Origin of the sequence: Azospirillum endophyticum (assembly GCF_016595245.1) — a bacterium.
Classification (GTDB): Bacteria; Pseudomonadota; Alphaproteobacteria; order Azospirillales; family Azospirillaceae; genus Azospirillum; species Azospirillum endophyticum.
The window spans coordinates 95,092-115,055 of sequence record NZ_JAENHM010000095.1 but is presented as its reverse complement, the minus strand read 5'-3'; the positions used below and the strand labels follow the sequence as shown (position 1 = coordinate 115,055).

Annotated in this window: 21 protein-coding genes; 16 read left to right on the top strand and 5 right to left on the bottom strand. The window is 65.1% G+C overall.

Going from position 1 to position 19,964, the window contains the following annotated elements:
- Positions 1 to 8 precede the first annotated feature (8 nt).
- The 3 genes from JHL17_RS36725 to JHL17_RS36715 are packed head-to-tail and all read left to right on the top strand — an operon-like array spanning position 9 to position 2,777.
- A complete protein-coding gene (locus JHL17_RS36725) occupies positions 9 to 1,097 on the top strand; it encodes an ABC transporter ATP-binding protein (protein ID WP_200199602.1) in 1,089 nt (362 codons plus the stop codon).
- Positions 1,094 to 1,954, top strand: a complete 861-nt coding sequence (locus JHL17_RS36720; RefSeq protein ID WP_200199601.1) for an ABC transporter permease — start codon at positions 1,094 to 1,096, stop codon at positions 1,952 to 1,954. The genes JHL17_RS36725 and JHL17_RS36720 overlap by 4 nt, the downstream gene beginning before the upstream one ends.
- A 10-nt stretch (positions 1,955 to 1,964) precedes the next feature.
- Positions 1,965 to 2,777: an ABC transporter permease gene (locus tag JHL17_RS36715; RefSeq protein ID WP_200199600.1), complete on the top strand. Its 813-nt coding sequence runs from the start codon at positions 1,965 to 1,967 to the stop codon at positions 2,775 to 2,777.
- A gap of 123 nt (positions 2,778 to 2,900) precedes the next feature.
- On the opposite strand, the gene JHL17_RS36710 is transcribed toward JHL17_RS36715, so the two are convergent.
- Positions 2,901 to 3,737: a sugar phosphate isomerase/epimerase family protein gene (locus JHL17_RS36710; RefSeq protein WP_200199599.1), complete on the bottom strand. Its 837-nt coding sequence runs from the start codon at positions 3,735 to 3,737 to the stop codon at positions 2,901 to 2,903.
- Between the two features lie 159 nt (positions 3,738 to 3,896).
- Between JHL17_RS36710 and JHL17_RS36705 the strand changes: the two genes are divergently transcribed.
- From JHL17_RS36705 to JHL17_RS36685, 5 genes are all read left to right on the top strand, one after another.
- Positions 3,897 to 4,952, top strand: a complete 1,056-nt coding sequence (locus JHL17_RS36705; protein WP_200199598.1) for an ABC transporter substrate-binding protein — start codon at positions 3,897 to 3,899, stop codon at positions 4,950 to 4,952.
- Between the two features lie 43 nt (positions 4,953 to 4,995).
- The gene (locus JHL17_RS36700) at positions 4,996 to 6,321 is read left to right on the top strand and encodes an NAD(P)/FAD-dependent oxidoreductase (protein ID WP_200199597.1); all 1,326 of its coding nucleotides are present in this window, start codon (positions 4,996 to 4,998) and stop codon (positions 6,319 to 6,321) included.
- Positions 6,322 to 6,509: 188 nt separating this feature from the next.
- A complete protein-coding gene (locus tag JHL17_RS36695; protein WP_200199596.1) occupies positions 6,510 to 7,610 on the top strand; it encodes a LacI family DNA-binding transcriptional regulator in 1,101 nt (366 codons plus the stop codon).
- A 128-nt stretch (positions 7,611 to 7,738) separates the two neighbouring features.
- Positions 7,739 to 8,008, top strand: coding sequence for a hypothetical protein (locus JHL17_RS36690; protein WP_200199595.1), 270 nt, complete (start codon positions 7,739 to 7,741; stop codon positions 8,006 to 8,008).
- 136 nt (positions 8,009 to 8,144) lie between these two features.
- Complete coding sequence (locus tag JHL17_RS36685; RefSeq protein WP_200199594.1) at positions 8,145 to 9,422, top strand: M20/M25/M40 family metallo-hydrolase; 1,278 nt, start codon at positions 8,145 to 8,147, stop codon at positions 9,420 to 9,422.
- Between the two features lie 324 nt (positions 9,423 to 9,746).
- Here the strand turns inward: JHL17_RS36685 and JHL17_RS36680 are convergent, their stop codons facing one another.
- Complete coding sequence (locus JHL17_RS36680; RefSeq protein WP_200199593.1) at positions 9,747 to 10,676, bottom strand: LysR substrate-binding domain-containing protein; 930 nt, start codon at positions 10,674 to 10,676, stop codon at positions 9,747 to 9,749.
- Positions 10,677 to 10,893: 217 nt separating this feature from the next.
- Between JHL17_RS36680 and JHL17_RS36675 the strand changes: the two genes are divergently transcribed.
- The 8 genes from JHL17_RS36675 (at position 10,894) to hisD (ending at position 17,375) form a co-directional block, all read left to right on the top strand.
- Positions 10,894 to 12,216: an aspartate aminotransferase family protein gene (locus JHL17_RS36675; RefSeq protein ID WP_200199592.1), complete on the top strand. Its 1,323-nt coding sequence runs from the start codon at positions 10,894 to 10,896 to the stop codon at positions 12,214 to 12,216.
- Between the two features lie 221 nt (positions 12,217 to 12,437).
- Entirely contained in the window at positions 12,438 to 13,343 is a 906-nt protein-coding gene (locus JHL17_RS36670) for an amino acid ABC transporter substrate-binding protein (protein WP_200199591.1), read from the top strand.
- Positions 13,344 to 13,389: 46 nt separating this feature from the next.
- Positions 13,390 to 14,184, top strand: a complete 795-nt coding sequence (locus JHL17_RS36665; RefSeq protein ID WP_247894097.1) for an amino acid ABC transporter permease — start codon at positions 13,390 to 13,392, stop codon at positions 14,182 to 14,184.
- A 2-nt stretch (positions 14,185 to 14,186) separates the two neighbouring features.
- On the top strand, positions 14,187 to 14,882 hold the full coding sequence (locus JHL17_RS36660; protein WP_200199590.1) for an amino acid ABC transporter permease: 696 nt from the start codon (positions 14,187 to 14,189) through the stop codon (positions 14,880 to 14,882).
- A gap of 52 nt (positions 14,883 to 14,934) precedes the next feature.
- Complete coding sequence (locus JHL17_RS36655; RefSeq protein WP_200199589.1) at positions 14,935 to 15,714, top strand: amino acid ABC transporter ATP-binding protein; 780 nt, start codon at positions 14,935 to 14,937, stop codon at positions 15,712 to 15,714.
- A gap of 2 nt (positions 15,715 to 15,716) precedes the next feature.
- Positions 15,717 to 16,100, top strand: coding sequence for a hypothetical protein (locus JHL17_RS36650; RefSeq protein ID WP_425599678.1), 384 nt, complete (start codon positions 15,717 to 15,719; stop codon positions 16,098 to 16,100).
- Positions 16,101 to 16,211: 111 nt separating this feature from the next.
- Positions 16,212 to 16,361 carry a hypothetical protein gene (locus JHL17_RS37515; protein WP_247894096.1) on the top strand — a complete coding sequence of 50 codons (150 nt, stop codon included), beginning with the start codon at positions 16,212 to 16,214 and terminating at the stop codon, positions 16,359 to 16,361.
- Between the two features lie 18 nt (positions 16,362 to 16,379).
- Positions 16,380 to 17,375 carry a histidinol dehydrogenase gene (gene hisD, locus JHL17_RS36645; protein WP_247894095.1) on the top strand — a complete coding sequence of 332 codons (996 nt, stop codon included), beginning with the start codon at positions 16,380 to 16,382 and terminating at the stop codon, positions 17,373 to 17,375.
- 107 nt (positions 17,376 to 17,482) lie between these two features.
- Here hisD and JHL17_RS36640 read toward each other — a convergent pair whose 3' ends face one another.
- From JHL17_RS36640 to JHL17_RS36630, 3 genes are read right to left on the bottom strand one after another with little or no spacing between them, the layout of a single operon-like run.
- Positions 17,483 to 18,385: a TauD/TfdA dioxygenase family protein gene (locus tag JHL17_RS36640; protein ID WP_200199588.1), complete on the bottom strand. Its 903-nt coding sequence runs from the start codon at positions 18,383 to 18,385 to the stop codon at positions 17,483 to 17,485.
- A gap of 32 nt (positions 18,386 to 18,417) precedes the next feature.
- Positions 18,418 to 19,122, bottom strand: coding sequence for a ThuA domain-containing protein (locus JHL17_RS36635; RefSeq protein ID WP_200199587.1), 705 nt, complete (start codon positions 19,120 to 19,122; stop codon positions 18,418 to 18,420).
- Positions 19,119 to 19,922 carry an SDR family NAD(P)-dependent oxidoreductase gene (locus tag JHL17_RS36630; protein ID WP_200199586.1) on the bottom strand — a complete coding sequence of 268 codons (804 nt, stop codon included), beginning with the start codon at positions 19,920 to 19,922 and terminating at the stop codon, positions 19,119 to 19,121. The genes JHL17_RS36635 and JHL17_RS36630 overlap by 4 nt, the downstream gene beginning before the upstream one ends.
- Positions 19,923 to 19,964: the final 42 nt, after the last annotated feature.

Here is a 19,964-nt window from a genome sequence, read left to right as displayed (position 1 = left end):
GGGAGACCATGGCTTCATCGATAGAAATCGCGGGACTGAGAAAGACCTACGGCTCGCTGAGCGTGCTCGACGACATCTCCGTCTCGATCAAGGCTGCCGAGTTCCTGACGCTGCTGGGCCCCTCCGGTTCGGGTAAGACCACGCTCCTGATGACGATCGCCGGCTTCGTGAGGCCGAATTCCGGCAGCATCAAGGTGGACGGTCGGGAGATCGTGACCTTGGCGCCCCATAAGCGGAACATCGGCATGGTGTTCCAGAACTACGCTCTCTTCCCGCACATGAGCGTGGGGGAGAATGTGGCCTATCCGCTCAAGCTGCGCGGCGTCGGGCGTGGCGAGCGGGATGACAGGACGAAGCGCGCGCTGGTGGCGGTGCGGATGGAGCAATATGCCGACCGGCGAATCGACCAGCTTTCCGGCGGGCAGCGGCAGCGGGTGGCGGTCGCCCGCGCCATCGTGTTCGAGCCCAACATCATCCTGATGGACGAACCGCTCTCCGCCCTCGACAAGCGGCTGCGCGAGGAGATGCAGGTCGAACTGAAGCGCCTTCACGAAACGCTCGGCCGCACGATCGTCTACGTCACCCACGACCAGAAGGAGGCGCTGACCATGTCCGACCGTGTGGCGGTGCTGAAGGCGGGCCGCGTCCGCCAGATCGCGTCGCCGCGCGACATCTACGACAAGCCGGTCGACCGCTTCGTCGCTGACTTCATCGGCGACAGCGCCTTCGTGCCGCTGACGTCCCGGGAGGGCGGGGTCGGTCTCGCCGTCTCCGAGGGGTTCCGGGCAGCGCATGTCGCCGGCAAGGCCGATCCCCTGCTGCTGCTGCGGCCGGAGAAGATCGAGATCGTCTCGTCATCCGATCGCCAGCCCAACCTGATCCATTTCGATGGGGTGGCGGAGGAGGTGCTGTTCCAAGGCGACCTGGTGGTCGTTCACGCCACATTGGCCGACGGGACGCGCCTGAAGCTGCAGCGGGGGACCCGCCAGAACACGATGCGCGACCTTCCAGGCATCGGCAGCCTGTTCCGCATGGCGATCCACGAGGAGGACGCCTGGGTGGTCAGCGGGACATCAGCCGGAGACCACGCGCGATGAGCCTCCGACTGAACGCGCGCCTGCTGTCCGCGCTGGAAACCCGCAGCAAGGCCGAGCTGGCGCTGATGGTGCTGCCGAGCCTGATGATCGTGGCGGTGGTGATCGTCCCCGCCATCTGGCTGGGTTTCCTGTCCTTCTCCGTCGACGGGATGCCGTCGCTGGCGCATTACCAGCGCATGATCGACAATTCCAGCTATGCGGCGATCTTCCTGACGACGTTCCAGCTGGCCGGGCTGGTGACGGCGATCACCGTGCTGGTCGGCTATCCCGCGACCTACGCCATAACGCTGCTGCCGCCACGCCTGTCGGCGCTGGCGCTGGCCTGCGTCGCCATCCCGTTCTGGACCTCGCTGCTGGTCCGGACCTACGCCTGGATGGTGATCCTGCAGCGAAACGGCATCCTCAACGGCTGGCTGCTGGACGGCGGGCTGATCGAACGGCCTCTGCGCATGTCCAACAGCTTCTTCGGAACGACGGTCGGCATGGTGCACATCATGCTGCCCTTCTTCATCTTTCCGCTCTACGCGTCGATGCGGTCGATCGACGGCAACCTGACGCGGGCGGCCTACAGCCTGGGCGCCACGCCGACGCGCGCCTTCTTCGACGTGTTCCTGCCGCTGTCGAAGCAAGGCCTGATCGCCGGAGCCCTGCTGACCTTCGTGCTCTGCCTCGGCTTCTACGTGACGCCGCAGCTTCTGGGAGGCGGCAACGTCACGACCCTGTCGATCAAGATCCAGCAGAACGTCATCGTCTACGCCGACTGGGGCGCCGCCAGCGCACTGGCCGTCGTGCTGGTCGTGATCGTCGGCCTGATGCTTCTCGCGAGCCGCCTGCTCGGCGGGCGCGCTACCGACTAGGGGACGCGTGATGGATTCCACGAATGCCTACCTGTCGCCATGGCGGCGCCTCTGGCTCCACGCGCTGCTGGTGATCGTCCTGTTCTTCCTGCTGGCTCCCGTGCTGGTGGTCGTGCCGATGAGCCTCTCGGCATCGAACTACCTGGAGTTCCCGCCGCGCGAATGGTCGTTTCGCTGGTACGAGACCTTCTTCGGCTCGTCCGAGTGGCTGCAGGCCACCCGCAACTCGCTGATCGTCTCGAGCCTGACGACGCTTCTGGCGACGCCCTTGGGCGTGGCCGCGGCGGTTGCCCTGTCGCGAAGCCGGATCACGACCGCCCAGATATTGAAGGGGGTCTTCCTGCTGCCTCAGGTCGTCCCGGTCATCATCCTGGGCATCGGCGTCTTCTTCCTCTACATCCGGTTGGGGCTGGTCAATTCACTGCCGGGCATCGTCACGGCCCACACGGCCCTCGCCCTGCCCTTCGTGGTGGTGACGACGCTGTCGGGATTGAAGACATTCGACCACAACCTTGAAATCGCGGCGCAGAGCCTGGGCGCCCATCCGGTCCGGGCGTTCCTCGGCATAACGCTGCCGCGGATCAAGCTGTCGGTTCTGGCCGGCGCGCTGTTCGCCTTCATCACCTCGCTGGATGAAGTGGTGATTTCGCTGTTCATCGCCGGCGGCGACAACACGCTGCTGACGAAGAAGATGTTCTTGTCGCTACGCGACCAGTTGGATCCGACCATCGCGGCGGTGTCCTCGATCCTGATCGTCATGAGCATCGTCGGCGTGTTCATCTTCATGGTGGCCGCTGGAACCGGAAAGGGCCGGCGGCTCTGAGGGGCCTCCGCCACCGGAGTTCCTCAGAGGCTTCAATGAGCGTCCGAGGGACTCCGGGCTTTTCATTTTCCGTGCGATCCACGCTTCAAGACGATGGCGTCTGAACCGGTCGCACTCTGGGCATCACGCCGCCAGCGCCGCGCGGACGCGGTCCACGCACTGGCGGACCGGCGTCAGCGGGTCCAGCGCATAGCGCGAGGCCGAGAACTCGAACGACAGGCAGCCGCCGTAGCCCGCCGCGGCCAGGTCGTTCAGATAGGTCTCCATCGGCAGGTTGCCGTCGCCCCAGGCCATGTGGCCGGCGGGATTGCCGTCGATGAAGTGCACATGGCGGATGTCGTCGCCGAACGCCGCCGTATAGTCGGTGACGTCTTCCCCGGCGACCGCCATGGCGACGGTGTCGAGCGCGATCTTCAGGTTCGGCGTGTCGGCGTCGGAGCGCATCCGGATCAAGTCCGCCACCGACAGAATCAGGTTGGACTCACGCGGCTGGAGGGCTTCCAGCACGCCGGTGACCCCCAGCGAGGACGCATGGTCGGCGATCTCAGCCAGGGCGTCGGCTGAACGCCGCCATGCCGGTTCGCGCGGATGGTCCTGATATCCGGCACCCGACGTCAGGAACAGGTGCGGGCATTCGAGTTCCGATGCGATCTCGGCCGCGCGCCGGAAGAACGCGATGCTGCGATCCCGCATCCAATCTTCGGCGGACGCGATGTTGATCGGGTAGAGGATCTGCTCCGGCGTGAAGCAAGCCAGTCTGAGGCCCCGTTCTCTCAACTGGCCCTTGATCCGCTTGAGATCCGCCGAGGTCACGTGATCGACGTGCAGGTGGGGCGCCACGCCCCAGATCTCCACGGTCTGGAGGTCGAGCGCCACCATGTCGTCCAGGAAACGATCGAACGAGAAGCGATAGTAGCTGAAATTGGTGCCGCAAAGCTGGCTCGGGCTGAGCTTGGTCAATGGTGTCTCCTATCTGGATCGAACCCACCCGCTCTGCTCTTTCGACTCCTGCGCAGGATCTGTCTTGACAGGAGCGCCGCCGGGTAAGAACGTTCTCACACAGTATGAGAACGATCTCATGACAAAACAAGGCTCACGATTCTGGGAAAGAGGAACATCATGACAGCGAAAACCCTCCCTGCCGTTTTCCTGCCGGGAGTCCTGTCCGGCCTTCTGGTGGCAACGGTCCCGCTCGGCGGCGCCGACGCGCAGCAACTGACGGTCGCCACCGGCGGCGGCATCATCGCCGATGCGGAACGCGCTGCCTTCTTTGAACCCACCGCCAAGGCACTGGGCGTGACGTTCAAGGAGGAAACCATCCAGAACGTGCGTGACATCCGGCTTCAGGTTCGCAGTGGGGCGGTCACCTGGGACATAGCGCAGCTTGGCCTGGACGAGTGCCAGCAGGCCGCCAAGGAAGGCATCCTGGAGAAGATCGACCGGAAGATCGTCAACACCGACGGCATCGAGTCACCGTCGGACATGGATTACTGCATTCCCGCCTACTACTACAGCACCGTCATCGCCTGGAATACCAAGACCGGGCAGCCCGGCGGCAAGACGATGAAAAGCTGGGCCGACTTCTTCGACACCAAGACGTTCCCCGGCGCCCGCTCCGTCTTCAAGTATCCGCGCGGCAACCTGGAAATGGCGCTGCTGGCCGACGGCGTGGCGCCTGACAAGCTCTATCCGCTGGACGTCGACCGCGCATTCCGGAAGCTGGAGCAGATCAAGCCGCAGATCGAAGCTTGGTGGGATTCAGGCGCCCAGTCTGCGCAGCTGCTCAAGGACGGCGAGGTCGATTACATCCAGATCTGGAACGGCCGGGCCTCCAGCGTGATGCGCGACGGCGGCAAAGCCGGCTTCACCTTCAACCAGGGCATCCTGACCGGCGACGCCTTCGCCATTCCCAAGGGCGCGCCGCACAAGGACATGGCGATGAAGGCGCTGGCGATGTTCTTCTCGCCCGAGCAGCAGGCGCATTTCCCGCTGACAGTCGATTACGGTCCGTCAAACCTGAAGGCCTTCGACACCAAGATCCTGTCGCCGGAGCAGATTGCCCGGATCAACACCGCGCCGGAAAACATGAAGACCCAGATCAAGCTGGACGAGGTTTGGTGGGCGCAAAACAACGCCGCCGTGCTGGAGCGCTGGGACAACTTCATGCAGCGCTGACGGACCGGCCGTTTCTGTCGACCAGCTTGGAAGGACGCGCTTGATGGGTTTGATCGTGGAAGACGTGACCGCCGACGCCGATGTCCCGGCGGAAACGGCGGTCGTGGTGATCGGCGGCGGCATCGTCGGGACGAGCACCGCTCTCTTCCTCGCCCGGAAGGGCGTCCCGGTGGTCCTCTGCGAGAAGGGCCATATCGCCGGTGAGCAATCCAGCCGCAACTGGGGCTGGATCATCACCTGCGGACGCGACGATCGGGAAATCCCGATCAGCATCCTGTCGGCACGCCTGTGGCGCGGGATGCCGGAACTGGTCGAAGCCGATATCGGATACCGGGCCACCGGCATCGCGAGGCTCTACGACAGCGACGCTCCCATCGCGGTGGCCGAAGCCTGGATCCGCAGGGCGGCCCCCCAAGGTCTCGACGCCCGCATGCTCTCCGGTGCCGAGGTCGCCACCCTTTTCCCCGGCGCCACCCGGCCGTTCAAGGGAGGGCTGTTCGCCAGCGGCGACGCCGTCGCCGAACCGCAACGCGCGGCTCCGGCCATCGCCAGGGCCGCCCAACGCGGTGGCGCCGTCATCCTGACCAACTGTGCGGTGCGGGCGCTGGACACCGAGGCCGGCCGGGTTTCCGGCGTGTGGACCGAACGCGGCCGGATCAAGGCGGATGCGGTCGTGCTGGCGGGCGGAGCCTGGAGCCGCCTGTTCTGCGACAGCCTGGACGTCAGGCTGTCGCAGTTGCTGGTGCAGGCGTCGGTCATGAGGACGGCCCCCCTGGCCGGCGGTCCTTTGCCGGCGGCGGTGACGCAACACTACTCGTTCCGACGCCGGGCTGATGGCGGCTACACCATCGGCGATCCCTTCAACACGCTGGCCCCGATCACGCCGTCCAGCTTCCGGTTCCTGCGCGACTTCACGCCGATGCTGCGCATGTCGTGGCGCCGGCTGCGGCCGACCGCCGGCCGGTTCATGACCGAATTGCGTGATGCGCGCCGCCAGCCCCCGGAGGCCGCCTCGGCTTACGAGCGGACCCGCGTCAACGACCCCGGCCCCGATCAGCGCTTCATCGACGAGGCGAGGCGACGGCTCGTCGAGCGGTTCCCGATCTTCGGAACCGTGGCGGTCGAGCAGAGCTGGGCCGGATTGCTGGACGTCACCCCGGACGCTATTCCGGTGATCTCCAGCGTTCCGGCCATTCCGGGATTCCATATCGGGACCGGCTTTTCGGGTCACGGCTTCACGCTCGGCCCCGGTGCCGGGCATGTGTTGGCGGACCTCGCCACCGGCAGCCGACCGGCGGTGGACGTGACGCCCTTTTCGATCACTCGATTTTCCGACGGCTCCCGTCCTGATCCGCAGGTCGGCTTCTAGGCAGGTTTTGCAGGATTTCCGGGCCCGTCCATCCATGGGCGGAGTTCGGAAATCCTGCTCGGGCTCCCGGGCCGCGAAGGGCTCCGGCGAGCGGCTTTGCCCGATTGGGAAAGGCGAGTAGCATGCGGCGCCCAATTCCCGTCCGGGTAGGGCGCTCCCGGCGATACCGAAACGAAGAATCTCCAGCCATGGCATCCTCCCCGATGAACACCGAGCGCCGCCGCGCCACCATCGCCGACGTGGCCAAGGAGGCGGGCGTATCCGCCGCGACGGCGGGGCGGGCGCTCGGCGACTACGGCTATGTGCGGGAAGAAATCCGCGAGCGGGTGCGCAAGGCCGCCGAAGCGTTGGGCTACCGGCCGAACAGTCTGGCGCGCAGCATGATCACCGGCCGCACCAACACGATCGGCGTCGTCGGCGCAGACATCGCCAACCCGTTCTTCGCCAGCGCCATGCGGGGGATCGGGGATGTCGCGCGGCGGGACGGCTTCGGTACCATCCTGACCAACAGCGACGAGGACGTGGCCCTGGAGCGCGAGGCCGTCGGTCTGCTGCTGCAAAAGCAGGTCGACGGCATCATCGTGTCACCGGCGAGCCCGGTCGACGCCGACCACCTGATCGACGCGGTGCAGGGCGGCACGCCGGTGGTGTTGCTCGACCGCGATGTCGCGGGACTGGCGGCCGACGCGGTCCTGACCGACAGTGTGGGCGCCAGCCGGACGGCGGTCGGCCACCTGCTTGCCCTGGGACACCGGCGGATCGCGATCATCGCGGAGCTTCGCACGGCTCTCGACAAGGAATGGCCGAACTGGATCGGCGCCGCGGCGGCGCCGGATGTCCGGATGCTGATGCCGAGCGGCGCCCGGCTTCTGGGATACATCCAGGCGCACGAAGCAGCGGGAGTCCCAGTCGATCCAAGGCTGATCCGCGGCACCGGATCCTACGATCCCGCCACGGCGCGGGAGCAGACGCTGGCGACGCTGAGGCTCGATCCCCCACCCTCGGCGATCTTCACCGTGGACAACGTCATGACCCATGGCGCCTATCAGGCCTGCCGCAGCCTGGGCATCCGCATTCCCGAAGACCTGTCCTTCGTGGCTTACGACGACATGGAATGGATGACCTTTGTGGAACCGAACATCACTGCCCTGTCACAACCGGTCTACGAAATGGGCAAGGCGGCCGCCGAATTGCTCATTCGCCGCCTGCGCTCCCCTGGAATCGAGCCCTCCCGGTGCCTTCTTGACACGACGTTGATCGTGCGGGGATCGACGATGGCGCCACGCTGACGGATCGCCGCCGAGCGGAATCCGGGCAGTTGGAAGCTGCGGATACGGGCGGCGGCTGCACGCAGATGGTTGGAAGACCCCTCGGGCCTGCAGAACGATCTCACCACTGCCCTCAACGACGGCGCGGCATGCACGTCCAGGGCGTACACCGCCCGAAAGCCGTGCCGCTCACGCAGGTCAGTCCTGTGAAAACTGCAACAAAACTTGACGTTGTTGGTGATTTCTTCGTACAGCTTGTGTCACGAACACAAGAGAGGGAAGAAGATGCTGCGGAACGAAGGAATTTTTCTCAAGCAGGCGCTGATCCTTGGCGCTTGCTTCCTCTTGCCGATGCAGGCAAATGCAGCATCTACGTCCGTCGATACGCTGGCGGCGAAGCATGCATCCGCGAATTATAAGGAATTCGTCGAGCTTCTTTCTCTCCCAAACGATGCTGTTGTTCCCGCCGACATTCAGAAGAACACCGCATGGCTGGAGCAGGCTTTCCAGAAGCGGGGCTTCCAGACGCGGCAGCTGGCGAACAACGGCAAGCCGATGCTGTACGCGGAACTGCCGGGCGCCGATCCCGCCAAGAAGACCATCCTGTTCTACGCACATCTGGACGGGCAGTCGGTCACTCCGCAGCAGTGGAAGCAGAAAAGCCCCTGGGAGGCCGCGCTGAAGCGGAAGACCGACAAGGGCGAGTGGGAAACGATCCCGCTGGAAAAGCTCTACGGCGAGCAGGTCGATCCGGACTGGCGGCTGTTCGCCCGGTCGTCGTCGGACGACAAGGGGCCGATCATGATGCTGCTGACGGCCATCGACGCCCTGAAGGAGACGGGCCAGGCGCCCGGCGTCAACGTCAAGGTCATCCTGGATTCCGAAGAGGAGAAGGGATCGCCGTCCCTGGGCGAGGTCATCCGGCAGAATGCCGAGCTGCTGAAGAACGACGCGCTGCTGGTGCTGGACGGCCCCATGCACCAGACCAACAAGCCGACACTGGTCTTCGGCAACCGGGGCGTCGCCCAGGCGACCCTGACCGTCTTCGGAGCCAAGCAGGGCCTGCACAGCGGCCATTTCGGCAACTACGCGGCCAATCCCGCCATGCGGCTGGCCCAGCTTCTGGCGTCGATGAAGGACGAGAACGGCCGGGTGACCATTCCCGGCTATTATGACTCCGTGAAGATCGACGCGGCCGCGGAAAAGATCATGTCCGCCGTCCCCGACGACGAAGCCGCGCTGCGCAAGCGCCTGGGCATCGCGCAGGCCGAGAAGGTCGGCAAGAACTACCAGGAGGCCCTGCAATACCCGTCGCTGAACGTCCGCGGCATCGCGGCGGCCGACGTGGGCGCCAAGGCCCGCACGATCATCCCGGAAAGCGCCGTCGCCGAACTCGACCTGCGCACGGTTCCGGAGACACCGCCGGAGCAGCTGATCGGCATGCTGAAGACGCACATCGAGGCCCAGGGCTATCATCTGGTCCAGGGGACCCCGACGGACGAGGATCGGGCCAAATACGACAAGCTGGCGTCGCTGGCGTCGGAGGAGGTGTCCGCCTCCAGTTCGGCGGCACGCACCGACATGCAGTCCCCGGTCGGCGAGTGGCTGTACCGCTCCTACAAGGCCACCTATGGCGAGGAGCCGGTGCGCATCCGCATGATGGGCGGCACGGTGCCGACCGGCGCGGCGGTCGAGGCGCTGAAGGTTCCCTTCGTCATCGTCCCGCTGGTGAATGCCGACAACAACCAGCACAGCTATGACGAAAACCTGCGCGTCGGGAACTTCGTGTCGGGCGTGAAGGGGTTGCTCGGCCTGCTCCAGCAGCCGTTCTGAGCGTTCAAGCCGGCGCGCGGGTACAGTGGTTCCGCGCGCCGTTTCTTCGGAAAGCGGCCTGGGCCGACATCCACCGGCGTCCCCGCCGCCCGAGGTGCTGCCGAATTCGCCTCGGGAATCGTCAAGCCGGGCAGTAGCGGCAGTTTTCATACACGTTCACCCTGGCGATTTCCGGCCCGGCGACGAAACGTCGGGCCGCTGCCAGTTCAATCATGCCCTCATGTGAGAGTTTCCCGGGCTCCGCATCGACGCAGGTAGGGCGGCGGAAAGCCATCGCGCATAACTCACAGCCTCTCACTGCCCGTTTCCACGGATTGGGCGCATCTACTGAAACCATACTTTCCTCTCGTCGGCGATCCCGTTTCGCAGCCATTTTTCGAATGCCGCAATCTGCGTGCCGTGCCGGTATCCGGGTGGCTTGACCAGGAAATAGGACGTCGTTTCCACCTGCAAGGCCTCACCCTCGTATAATGGGATGAGCTTGCCGTCGTGAACCTCCCTTGCAGTCAACAGTTCGCTTTCAAGGACAACACCCATGCCCGCGACCGCGGCGTCGATTGCCATGGTCGATCGGTCAAGCCAGAGCTCATTCGCCGGTTTGAGCCCCTCATAGCCGATGGTGCGAAGATATTCGGCCCAAGTCAGGGCGTTGACGGAATGGATCAGCGTGGCTCCCGCCAAGTCGTCGACCGTCTTCAGACCTAGCGATTCAGCAAGCTGTGGAGAGCAAAAGGGACGGAGTCTTTCAATCAGCAAAGGCTCGGCATGCCATTGCGGCGATGCCGGCCGTCCATAGGATATCGCGATATCAAACCGCACATTGTCCAGATCACCGCGATCGGACAGTGTCGACAGCCGTACTGCCACCCCTGGATTGGCGGCAAGGAACTGTGGAAGGCGCGGTTGTAGCCATTTGGCCGCGAAGCTGGGGCCGGACGCGATGACAAGGTGCCCGATCTGGGATTGTGGAGCGGCTCGCCGGGTCGCCTCGGCAATCAGTCCCAGCGCGTGATCGATATCCCGGGAGAAGGACTGTCCCGTATTCGTGAGAACCGCCCGGCCCGCATGCCTCTGAAAGAGGGGTATGCCTAGAAAATCCTCCAACTGTTGAATTTGGTGGCTCACGGCCGAAGGAGTCACGCCAAGTTCCTCGGCACCCTGGCTGAAGCTGCCATGCCGGCAGGCTGCGTCGAAGGCAAGCAGAGCCTTGAGCGGCGGCAGTCGGGGGCGCTTGGGACCGGCTGTTGAATTCATCTCACACCGCGCTGATTTTTTTCGACTGGTTCGACCATGAAACATTTTGTATCAATTTTGTCAAGGGCGAGCAAGTAAATCTGAGAAGATACTGACCGGTATGGTTCATAATTACTGCAAAGCCTGCAGATAAATCCGGAAATTCGGAAGTCTCCGCAACAGAATTTCTTTCGGTCTGCAAAGACAGATCGATCACGTCTCCAAAGGAAAACTGATAATGAAGGAAGATCTTTACAATCTGGCCCAGGAACACCTGGTCAGATATGGTGGCGACGTCTTCCCGACGCTGTTTACGTCGGCCAAGGGAACCATCGTAAAGGACAGTCAAGGGCGGGAATATCTCGACTTCACGTCGGGTCAGATGTGCGCAACGATCGGCCACAATCATCCAGCCATCGTTGACGCGGTGCATCGCGCCGGTGAAAAGGCCTTCCATTTCTTCAGCGGAATGATCCCGGAGGTGGTGGCCGAACTCGCCCAGACGCTGGCGCGAGACTGGCTGCCGGGGGATCTCAAGCGCTCGATCTTCATCAATACCGGCTCCGAGGCCAGCGAGGTCGCCCTTCGCATGGCGAAGATGTACACCGGCGGCTTCGAGGTCCTGGCGCTGGGCGGCTCCTGGCACGGCATCACCGGTGGGGCCAGCGCGGTCTCGATGGCAAGCGACCGCAAGGGTTATGGCGTTCCGGTATCCGGCATCTACGTCATCCCCGAACCGAACGCCTATCGGCCCTACATCGACAAGGCGACCGAGGACGAGGCGGCGCTGGCCAATCTCGACCTTGCGCTCAAGATGTTCGACATGCAGTCGACCGGCCGCGGCGCTGCAATCATCGTGGAACCGGTGGTCAGCGCCGGCGGGGTGCTGGTGCCGCCGAAGGCCTTCATGCAGGCGCTGCGGAAGGCCGCCGACGACCGTGGCATGCTGCTGATCTTCGACGAGGCCCAGACGGCGTTCGGCCGCATCGGGACCCGGACGGGAGCGGAATATTTCGGCGTCGTGCCGGACATCATGACGATGTCGAAGACGCTGGGCGGCGGCCTGCCGGTTGCGGCGGTTTCCACGACCGCGAAGATCGAGGACGACATCCATTCCAAGAAATTCGCCTTCTACACCAGCCACGTCTCGGACCCGCTCGCCGCCGAGGTCGGACTGGCGGTCCTCAACGTCATCCAGCGCGAGAGCCTGGTCGCGCGGGCGAACGTCATGGGGGCTTATCTGCGCGGCCGGCTGGAGGAATTGCAGCAGCGCTACGAGGCCATCGGCGACATTCGGGGGCTCGGCCTGCTGCTCGGCGTCGAACTCGTCACCGATCGGACCTCCCGCACCCCGGCCCACCAGCTGGGCGCATTGACCACCCAGAAGTGCTTCGAACGCGGCCTGAGCATGAACATCCGCCGGCGGCCGGAACGCGGTTCGGTATGGCGCATCGCACCGCCACTGACCGTCTCGACCGAGGAGATCGACCGCGCGGTCGACATCCTCGACCAGTCCCTGCGCGCAAGCCTGGACGAGTTGGCGGCGAGCAAGGCGGCCTGACCGGGGGAACGCGGAGGAGGTTTCCGGACGGACGACCTCCCTGGCCGCCCGATCGCAGAGACCCGAGTTGGATTTCCGACCTCCGCCCACAGATGGCCGGGCTCGGAAATTCTGCAAAACCATAAAGCCCGCAAGCATGCCCAGGCCGGACCATCCATGACCCGATCTGGGCATACCGGCTTAGGGCCAGGGTCGCCCAAGAGCGGCCGACAGGAGGCTTCATGCAATCACGTCACTTCTTCGTCGGTGCCGCCCTTGGCGCTCTCGGCCTGATGGCGCTCACCGGGGCGGCCGCGGCCGACGGCAAGACGCTTGCCAAGATCGCGGACACCGGCACGCTGACGCTCGGCTATCGTGAATCGTCGGTTCCCTTCTCCTACCTGGACGGCAACCAGAAACCGGTGGGCTTGTCCATCGATCTGTGCCAAGCGGTGGCCGAGCATGTGAAGGCGGAGCTGAAGCGTCCCGATCTCAAGATCGCCTATGTGGCCGTCAACGCGTCGAACCGCATTCCGCTGATCCAGAACGGCACCGTCGATCTCGAATGCGGCAGCACGACCAACACCGCCGAACGCCAGAAGCAGGTCGCCTTCTCGGTCGCGACGTTCGTCAGCCAAGCCAACTGGCTGACCCTCGCCTCTTCGGGGATCGCCAAGGCGGAGGATCTGAAGGGAAAACCCGTCGTCGTGACCCAAGGGTCGCTCAACCGTTCGGTCGCCGAGCGGATCAATCGCGAAAAATCCCTCGGCCTGGCCTTCATCCAAACCAAGGATCAGGCGGAATCCTTGCTGATGCTCCGCACCGGCCGGGCCGCTGCCTGGTTCGAAGACGACATCCTGCAAGCCGGGTTGGTGGCCAACGCACCCGATCCGAAAGCCTTTGCCGTCCTGCTGGACTCCCGCGGCGACAGCACTTTCTACGGCTTGATGTTCGCCCGCGACGATGCCGGCTTTAAGCAACTGGTCGACGGGGTGCTGGCGCGGGTGATGGCGTCGGGCGAGTTCGACCGGATGTACGACCGCTGGTTCGTACAGGCGATCCCGCCGACCGGGATGAGCCTCAATCTGCCGATGAGCGCGGCCCTGAAGGAACGCATCGTCCATCCCAGCGACGCCCTCGCTCCTTAAGCCCCGGTCCGACGCCTGAAAAGGGCGTCGGCACCGTCCGGTGCCGATGGGCCGACCTGAAGCCGCGCCGAGGGGTTGCCGAATGTTCGATGTTCTTTTCGATCAAGCGTCCGATGGCCAACGCTATCTGGACTGGTTGATGTCGGGGCTTGGCTGGACCCTCGCCCTGGCCTTTTTCGGATGGTGGATTGCTTTTGCTGTCGGCATCCTGGTCGGCGTCGGCAGGACAGTCGAAATCCGGTCCGTAGCGCTCCTGGCGCGCCTGTATGTCGAAATCTTCCGGAACATTCCCGTCCTCGTCCAGATGTTCCTCTGGTACTTCGTCCTGCCCGAAATCCTGCCGGCCGCGGCCGGCCACTGGCTCAAACAGCTGCCACCGCCTTGGGGAAGCTTCCTGCCGGCTCTGGCCTGCCTGTCCTTCTATACGGCGTCGCGCGTCGCCGAACAGGTCCGGGCCGGGATCGAGGCCTTGCCGAAGGGACAGGCCGAAGCCACGCGGGCATTGGGGCTTTCGTCCGTTCAAGCCTACCGGCTGGTGATCCTGCCGCAGGCCCTGCGGCTGATCGTGCCCAGCCTGACCAGCGAAGTGATGGCGATCTACAAGAACACGTCGGTGGCTTTGACCATCGGCCTGCTGGAACTCACCGCCCAGGCGCGTCAGGTCAGCGAGGAAACCTTCCAGACCTTCGCCGCGTTCGGTGCAGCCACCCTTGCCTATCTGACCCTGGCCCTCGTGGCCTATGGCCTGATGACCCTGGTCGACCGCCGTTTCCACATCCCGGGGCCGGCACAGCGCAGCCGCCCGCGTTACGGTCGCCTGCGGACGGCGAAGGAGGCCTAAACATGCAAGCCATCGATTTCACCATCGTCCTTCAGGCTTGGCCTTATCTGTGTTCGGGTCTCGCCTTCTCCCTGGCACTGACCGCAACGGCCTTCACGGCCGGAATCCTGCTCGGAACCGGCCTTGCCCTGGCGCAGCATCTGGAGATCCCGGTGCTGGGCCATGCCGCCCGGATCTACATCGCGACGATGCGGTCCATTCCGCTGATCCTCGTCCTGTTCTGGTTCTTCTTCCTGGCCCCGGTCATCCTCGGGTCGCTGTCGCCGGACGGACGGCCCGTCTCGATCGGTCCGACGTCGACAGCATTCATCACCTTCTGCCTGTTCGAAGCCGCTTATTATTCCGAGATCATCCGGGTCGGACTGCGCGCCCTGAGTCGCGGTCAGGTCGAGGCCTCGCAGTCCCTCGGCCTCACCACGCCGCAAACCTACCGCTACGTCGTCCTTCCCCAGGTCGCCAGGACGGTGGCGCCGATCGTCCTCAGCCAGACCATAATTCTATTTCAGGATACTTCGCTGGTTTATGTGCTTTCCCTGACGGATCTTGTCGGGGCGACATCGAAGCTTGTCCAGCTCAATGGCCGGTTCGTGGAGCTCTATGTGACCGTGGCCTTGGTCTACCTGACCATCTGCAGCCTGGCATCGCACTGCGTCGCCATCCTCAAGCGCCGAACGGCCGGCCACGCGGCACAGCGGTGACCACCGAATTCGCAAATTCCTGGCAGACCTTTGAACGGTTGGAAAGAGGCCCATGGACATTCAAATCGCCGATGCGGAAAAATCCACGACGCCGAGGAGTGAGGAACCGATCATCCGCCTGGAGAGTGTGTGCAAAATCTACGGTGAGTTCCAAGCGCTTTCGGGCGTCGACCTGGTGATCAGCAAGGGGGAAAAAGTCATCATATGCGGCCCTTCGGGGTCTGGCAAATCGACCCTGATCCGCTGCATCAACCACATCGAGCGGCACAATCGCGGGCGCATCGTCGTCAATGGCATGGAACTGACCAACAACGGCAAGGATATCGCCGCCGTCCGGCGGGATACCGGCATGGTCTTCCAGAATTTCAACCTGTTTCCTCACCTGACCATTCTCGACAACTGCTGCTTGGCGCCGATGAGGGTCAAGGGCATCGGGCGGGAAAAGGCACGGGAGTTGGCCATTCATTTCCTGCACCGTGTGCGGATCGCTGACCAGGCGGGCAAATATCCCTCTCAACTGTCCGGCGGGCAGCAGCAACGGGCCGCGATCGCCCGCGCCCTCTGCATGCAGCCCAGGATCATGCTGTTCGACGAGCCGACCTCCGCGCTCGATCCGGAAATGGTCAAGGAGGTTCTCGAGACGATGAAATCCTTGGCGAGTGATGGAATGACGATGCTCTGCGTGACCCACGAAATGGGGTTCGCCCGCGAGGTCGCCGACCGGATCGTCTTCATGGATCGCGGAGCCATCGTCGAGCAGAGCGATCCCGCCACCTTCTTCTCGGCGCCATCCACCGATCGGGCAAGGGATTTCCTCAGGATGATCCTGTAGCGGTGCTGATCCCCAGCGCCAGTGCGCCCAAGTTCGTTTCCCGTCCCCAATTGTCGGCGATGCGCAAGGGTTCGGTGCCGGTCGATGTCGCGATCGACCAGGGCGGCTGCTTCGAAACCTCGCGTCCGACCACGCACGAGGCACCGACCTACGAGGTCGACGGGATCATCCATTACTGCGTCGCCAATATGCCGGGCGCGGTGCCGTTGACCTCCAGCACGGCGCTCAACAATGCGACCCTGCCGTTCGGATTGGCCCTGGTGGCCAGGGGGATCGACGCGGTCCAGGACGACCCGCACCTCAGGAACGGCCTGAACGTTCGCGGCGGGCGGATCACCCATCCGGCCGTGGCCGCCAGCCTTGGAATGGCGTTGTCGGCCGCCTGACGGAGCCCCCGACCGCCATCCCTCCGGCAGGCGGTGAGAACGAGTCCCCAAGTTCCAGAAGGCTCATTTCCGAATGAGCCTTCCAAAATCCTGTGTTCGGGAGGAAGACCCATGGCCAAGTGGCTCAAGCGCGGCGCGGATTCCGCGATCGTCGCGGAAGGAGACCGGCAGGTCCGCTATACCGTGGAAGGCCTATTGGCCGACATCGCCGCCCGCGGCGACGCCGCGGTCCGCGAGCTGTCGGTGAAGTTCGACAAATAGGACCGCGCCGATTATCGGTTGACCGATGCCGAAATCCGCGACTGCCTTGCCCAGCTCTCGGCGCGTGATCTCGACGACATCCGCTTCGCCCAGGACCAAATCCGCAACTTCGCCCAGTACCAACGGGATGCTCTGCGCGATGTGGAGGTGGAGGTGGAGGTGGAGGTGGAGACCCTGCCCGGGGTCATCCTCGGCCACAAGAACATCCCGGTCAATTCGGTGGGCTGCTATGTGCCCGGCGGCAAATATCCTTTGCTCGCCTCGGCCCAAATGTCGGTGCTGACGGCCAAAATTGCCGGCGTCCCGCGGGTGGCGACCTGCGCCCCGCCCCATCTGGGTGGACCGGCACCCGCGATCGTCGCCGCCCAGCATCTTGCCGGCGCCGACGAGATTTATTGCCTGGGCGGTGTCCAGGCGATCGGCGCGCTCGCGATCGGCACCGAGCGCATCGCTCCGGTGGATATGCTGGTCGGCCCCGGAAACGCCTATGTGGCGGAAGCCAAGCGCCAACTGTTCGGGCGTGTCGGCATCGACCTGTTCGCCGGCCCGACCGAGACGCTAGTGATCGCGGACGAAACCGTTGGCGGCGAACTCTGCGCCACCGACCTGCTGGGACAGGCCGAACACGGGCCGGATTCTCCCGCAATCCTGCTGACCACGTCGGAGGCGCTGGCGCAGGACACCATCAGGCAGATCGAACGGCTGCTCGACATCCTGCCGACGGGCGCCGTCGCGCGGCGGGCCTGGGAAGCCTCTGGCGAGGTGATCGTCTGCGACAGCGACGAGGACATGTTGCGGGAAGCCGACCGCATCGCATCCGAGCATGTGCAGGTGATGACCCGCGATCCGGACTATTTCCTCAGGAACATGACCAATTACGGTGCGCTGTTCCTTGGTCCGCGGACCAACGTGTCCTATGGCGACAAGGTCATCGGCACCAATCACACGCTGCCGACCAGGAAGGCCGCACGCTACACCGGCGGCCTGTGGGTCGGGAAATTCCTCAAGACCTGAACCGCACCTGGCTTCCCGGAGCCGACCTGCCGCGGTCACTCCACCATGGCACCATCCAAAACTTAAAACCTCGTGCGGTTCATGGCAAACGCACGAGGTTTTAGCCGTCAGTCCGGCACGCTTCCCTTCACCACCACCCGCATCAGCACGCGGCGGTGCTTGCCCATCTCGTAATTGGCGGTGGCTCGGTGCAGCAGGCAGCGGTTGTCCCAGAAGACGAGATCGCCGTGCCGCCAGCGGTGGGCGTGGACGAAGCGGTCCTGCGTCGCGTGCTCCAGCAGTTCCTCCAGCAATGCACGCCCCTCCTCTTCCGGCATGCCCTCGATGTGGGAGCTGTACATGCCGATATAGAGGCTCTTGCGGCCGGTCTCGGGATGGGTGCGGACCAGGGGATGGGCGATGGGTGGGGCGGCGGCGATGTCGTCCTCGGTCGGCGGGGCGCTGCCGGTGTAGCGCCGCATGAATTCCAGGCTCTGCACCGACTTCAACCCGTCGATCCGCCGGCGCGTCGCCTCCGGCAACGCGTCGTAGGCGGCGGTCATGTCGGCGAACTGGGTGTCGCCGCCGTTCGGCGGCAGTTCCACCGCCTGCAGCATCGTCAGCAGCGACGGCTCGCGCAGGAAGGACTTGTCGGTGTGCCAGAAATAGTTGGAGCTGATGAAGGGCTTGGCCACCGGGTTGCCGGCGGCGTCCAGGTTGGTGATGGTGTGGACCGCGTCCCACTTCGACCCGTCGGCCAGCCGGATCATGTGGCCTTCGATCGGCCCGAACAGTTCGGCGAAGCGGTACATGCGCTCCTTGTCGAGCGACTGGTTGCGGATCACCAGCAGGTGATGGTCGCGGAAGGCCGCGCGCACCGCATCGACCGTCGCATCGTCGAGCGGCCGGGACAGGTCGAGCCTGTCGGTCTCCGCCCCGATGATGCCGTCGAGCGGCGTGAACAGGGGAGCGGTCGAGGCATCGGTCGGAGCGGCGGCCGGAGCGGCGGCTTGGGCAGGGAGGCTGGTCATCGGGACGGTTCCTCTTGCAGGTCGTATCGGTCTCAGAGCGGACGGCGGCAGGCCCAGAGGGCGGCGCGCGTCAGGACTTGGCGGTGCACCGGGTGTTCCAGGGAGGCGCGGTCGTGGCCCAGCGTGTCGGCCACCACCCGGCCCCGCCCGAAATCGCGTGCCCACAAGGCGGGCCAAGCGCTTCCCCCCTCCGGCGCCACCATCGCCAGCGGCTGGACGTCGGCGGCCAGATCGAAGTCGCCATAGGTCTCGTCGGTGACGGTGAAGGGCGGCAGGCCGGCGGTGAGGGGATGCGGCATGTCCGTCGGGATCAGGGTCACCGGACCGCGCGGCGGATGGGCGGAGCGGCCCCAGACCCAGGCGCCGCCCAGCAGATCTTTCCACTCCGGCCAGTCGTCGAAGCAGATCAGCGCGGTGTGCAGGCCCAGCAGCCCGCCCCCGCCGGCGACGAAGCGCGACAGCCGCTGCCGTCCGTCCGGCGACAGCGAGAAGGCCCAGCGCTCGCGGTGCGGGGCATATTTCTCGCTGCCCAGCATCCGCCAGCGCAGCGCGTAGACGGTGAGCAGGTCGAAACCGCCCCGTTCCAGCGCCTCCAGCCCGGCCTCGATGTCGTCGGTGACGGTCGAGACGATTCCCGCGCCGGCCTCAGCCAGAATCCGCTCCAGCGCCGGAGCGGCTTCGGCAAAGGGATGGCCGATGCCGCCGGTCAGGATCAGGTTGCGGACCGCCCCGTTCATCGGTCGCCCGCCGGCGGCTTGACTGCTGGCGATTTGACTGCCGGGGCGCGGCGGGGCAGGTGCATCTTCAGGCTGAAGGACACGCCGCCGTCGACCATCAGATGCTGGCCGTGGATGTAGCGCGCTTGGTCGGAGACCAGGAACAGCACCGCGTCGGCGACATCGTCGGCGGTGCCGAGCGACCGGGCGGGCACGGCGCCGCCGCGCACCGCGCGCACCTCCGCGTCGGCGTAGATCGGCGCCGACATGCCGGCGTCGATGAAACCGGGGGCGACGGCGTTCACCCGGACGCCGCGCGGCGCCAGCGCCAGCGCCAGATGCTCGGTCAGCAGCGCGACCGCCGCCTTGGTCGCCGGGTAGGCGCCGGCGTCGGGGCTGGGGGCGACGGCGTTCAGCGAGGTGATGTTGACGATCGCCCCCGATCCGCGCTCCGCCATCCGGCGCGCGACGGCGCGGGTGACGATGAAGGTGCCGGTCAGGTTCACGTCCACCACGCGGCGGAAATCGGCGACGCTGTGGTCGAGGATGTCGCCGAAACGGACGATGCCGGCATTGTTGACCAGCACGTCGGGTCCGTCGCCGAAAGCCTCCGCCATCGCGGCGACCACCGCGTCGATCTGCGCCTCGTCGGTCACGTCGGCGGTGAAGGCCAGGGCGCCGGGAATGCGCGCGGCCTCCACCTCCAGCCCGGCGGCATCGAGGTCGAGCAGCGCCACGCGGTACCCTTCGCCGGCCAGACGGCGCGCGATGGCCGCGCCCAGTCCGCCGCCGGCTCCGGTCACCAGAGCGGTCTTGGTCATGCGATCCTCCCGGGAAAGCGGGTTTTGAGGGTTGACGGGGCA

Coding starts and splice junctions, on each gene's coding strand:
- JHL17_RS37515 (WP_247894096.1), top strand. CDS start 16,212: ATGGCCAAGTGGCTCAAGCGCGGCGCGGATTCCGCGATCGTCGCGGAA.
- JHL17_RS36670 (WP_200199591.1), top strand. CDS start 12,438: ATGCAATCACGTCACTTCTTCGTCGGTGCCGCCCTTGGCGCTCTCGGC.
- JHL17_RS36715 (WP_200199600.1), top strand. CDS start 1,965: ATGGATTCCACGAATGCCTACCTGTCGCCATGGCGGCGCCTCTGGCTC.
- JHL17_RS36680 (WP_200199593.1), bottom strand. CDS start 10,676: ATGAATTCAACAGCCGGTCCCAAGCGCCCCCGACTGCCGCCGCTCAAG.
- JHL17_RS36695 (WP_200199596.1), top strand. CDS start 6,510: ATGGCATCCTCCCCGATGAACACCGAGCGCCGCCGCGCCACCATCGCC.
- JHL17_RS36675 (WP_200199592.1), top strand. CDS start 10,894: ATGAAGGAAGATCTTTACAATCTGGCCCAGGAACACCTGGTCAGATAT.
- JHL17_RS36685 (WP_200199594.1), top strand. CDS start 8,145: ATGCTGTACGCGGAACTGCCGGGCGCCGATCCCGCCAAGAAGACCATC.
- JHL17_RS36690 (WP_200199595.1), top strand. CDS start 7,739: ATGCACGTCCAGGGCGTACACCGCCCGAAAGCCGTGCCGCTCACGCAG.
- JHL17_RS36705 (WP_200199598.1), top strand. CDS start 3,897: ATGACAGCGAAAACCCTCCCTGCCGTTTTCCTGCCGGGAGTCCTGTCC.
- JHL17_RS36630 (WP_200199586.1), bottom strand. CDS start 19,922: ATGACCAAGACCGCTCTGGTGACCGGAGCCGGCGGCGGACTGGGCGCG.
- JHL17_RS36640 (WP_200199588.1), bottom strand. CDS start 18,385: ATGACCAGCCTCCCTGCCCAAGCCGCCGCTCCGGCCGCCGCTCCGACC.
- JHL17_RS36665 (WP_247894097.1), top strand. CDS start 13,390: ATGGGCCGACCTGAAGCCGCGCCGAGGGGTTGCCGAATGTTCGATGTT.
- JHL17_RS36700 (WP_200199597.1), top strand. CDS start 4,996: ATGGGTTTGATCGTGGAAGACGTGACCGCCGACGCCGATGTCCCGGCG.
- JHL17_RS36725 (WP_200199602.1), top strand. CDS start 9: ATGGCTTCATCGATAGAAATCGCGGGACTGAGAAAGACCTACGGCTCG.
- JHL17_RS36655 (WP_200199589.1), top strand. CDS start 14,935: ATGGACATTCAAATCGCCGATGCGGAAAAATCCACGACGCCGAGGAGT.
- JHL17_RS36720 (WP_200199601.1), top strand. CDS start 1,094: ATGAGCCTCCGACTGAACGCGCGCCTGCTGTCCGCGCTGGAAACCCGC.
- JHL17_RS36660 (WP_200199590.1), top strand. CDS start 14,187: ATGCAAGCCATCGATTTCACCATCGTCCTTCAGGCTTGGCCTTATCTG.
- JHL17_RS36635 (WP_200199587.1), bottom strand. CDS start 19,122: ATGAACGGGGCGGTCCGCAACCTGATCCTGACCGGCGGCATCGGCCAT.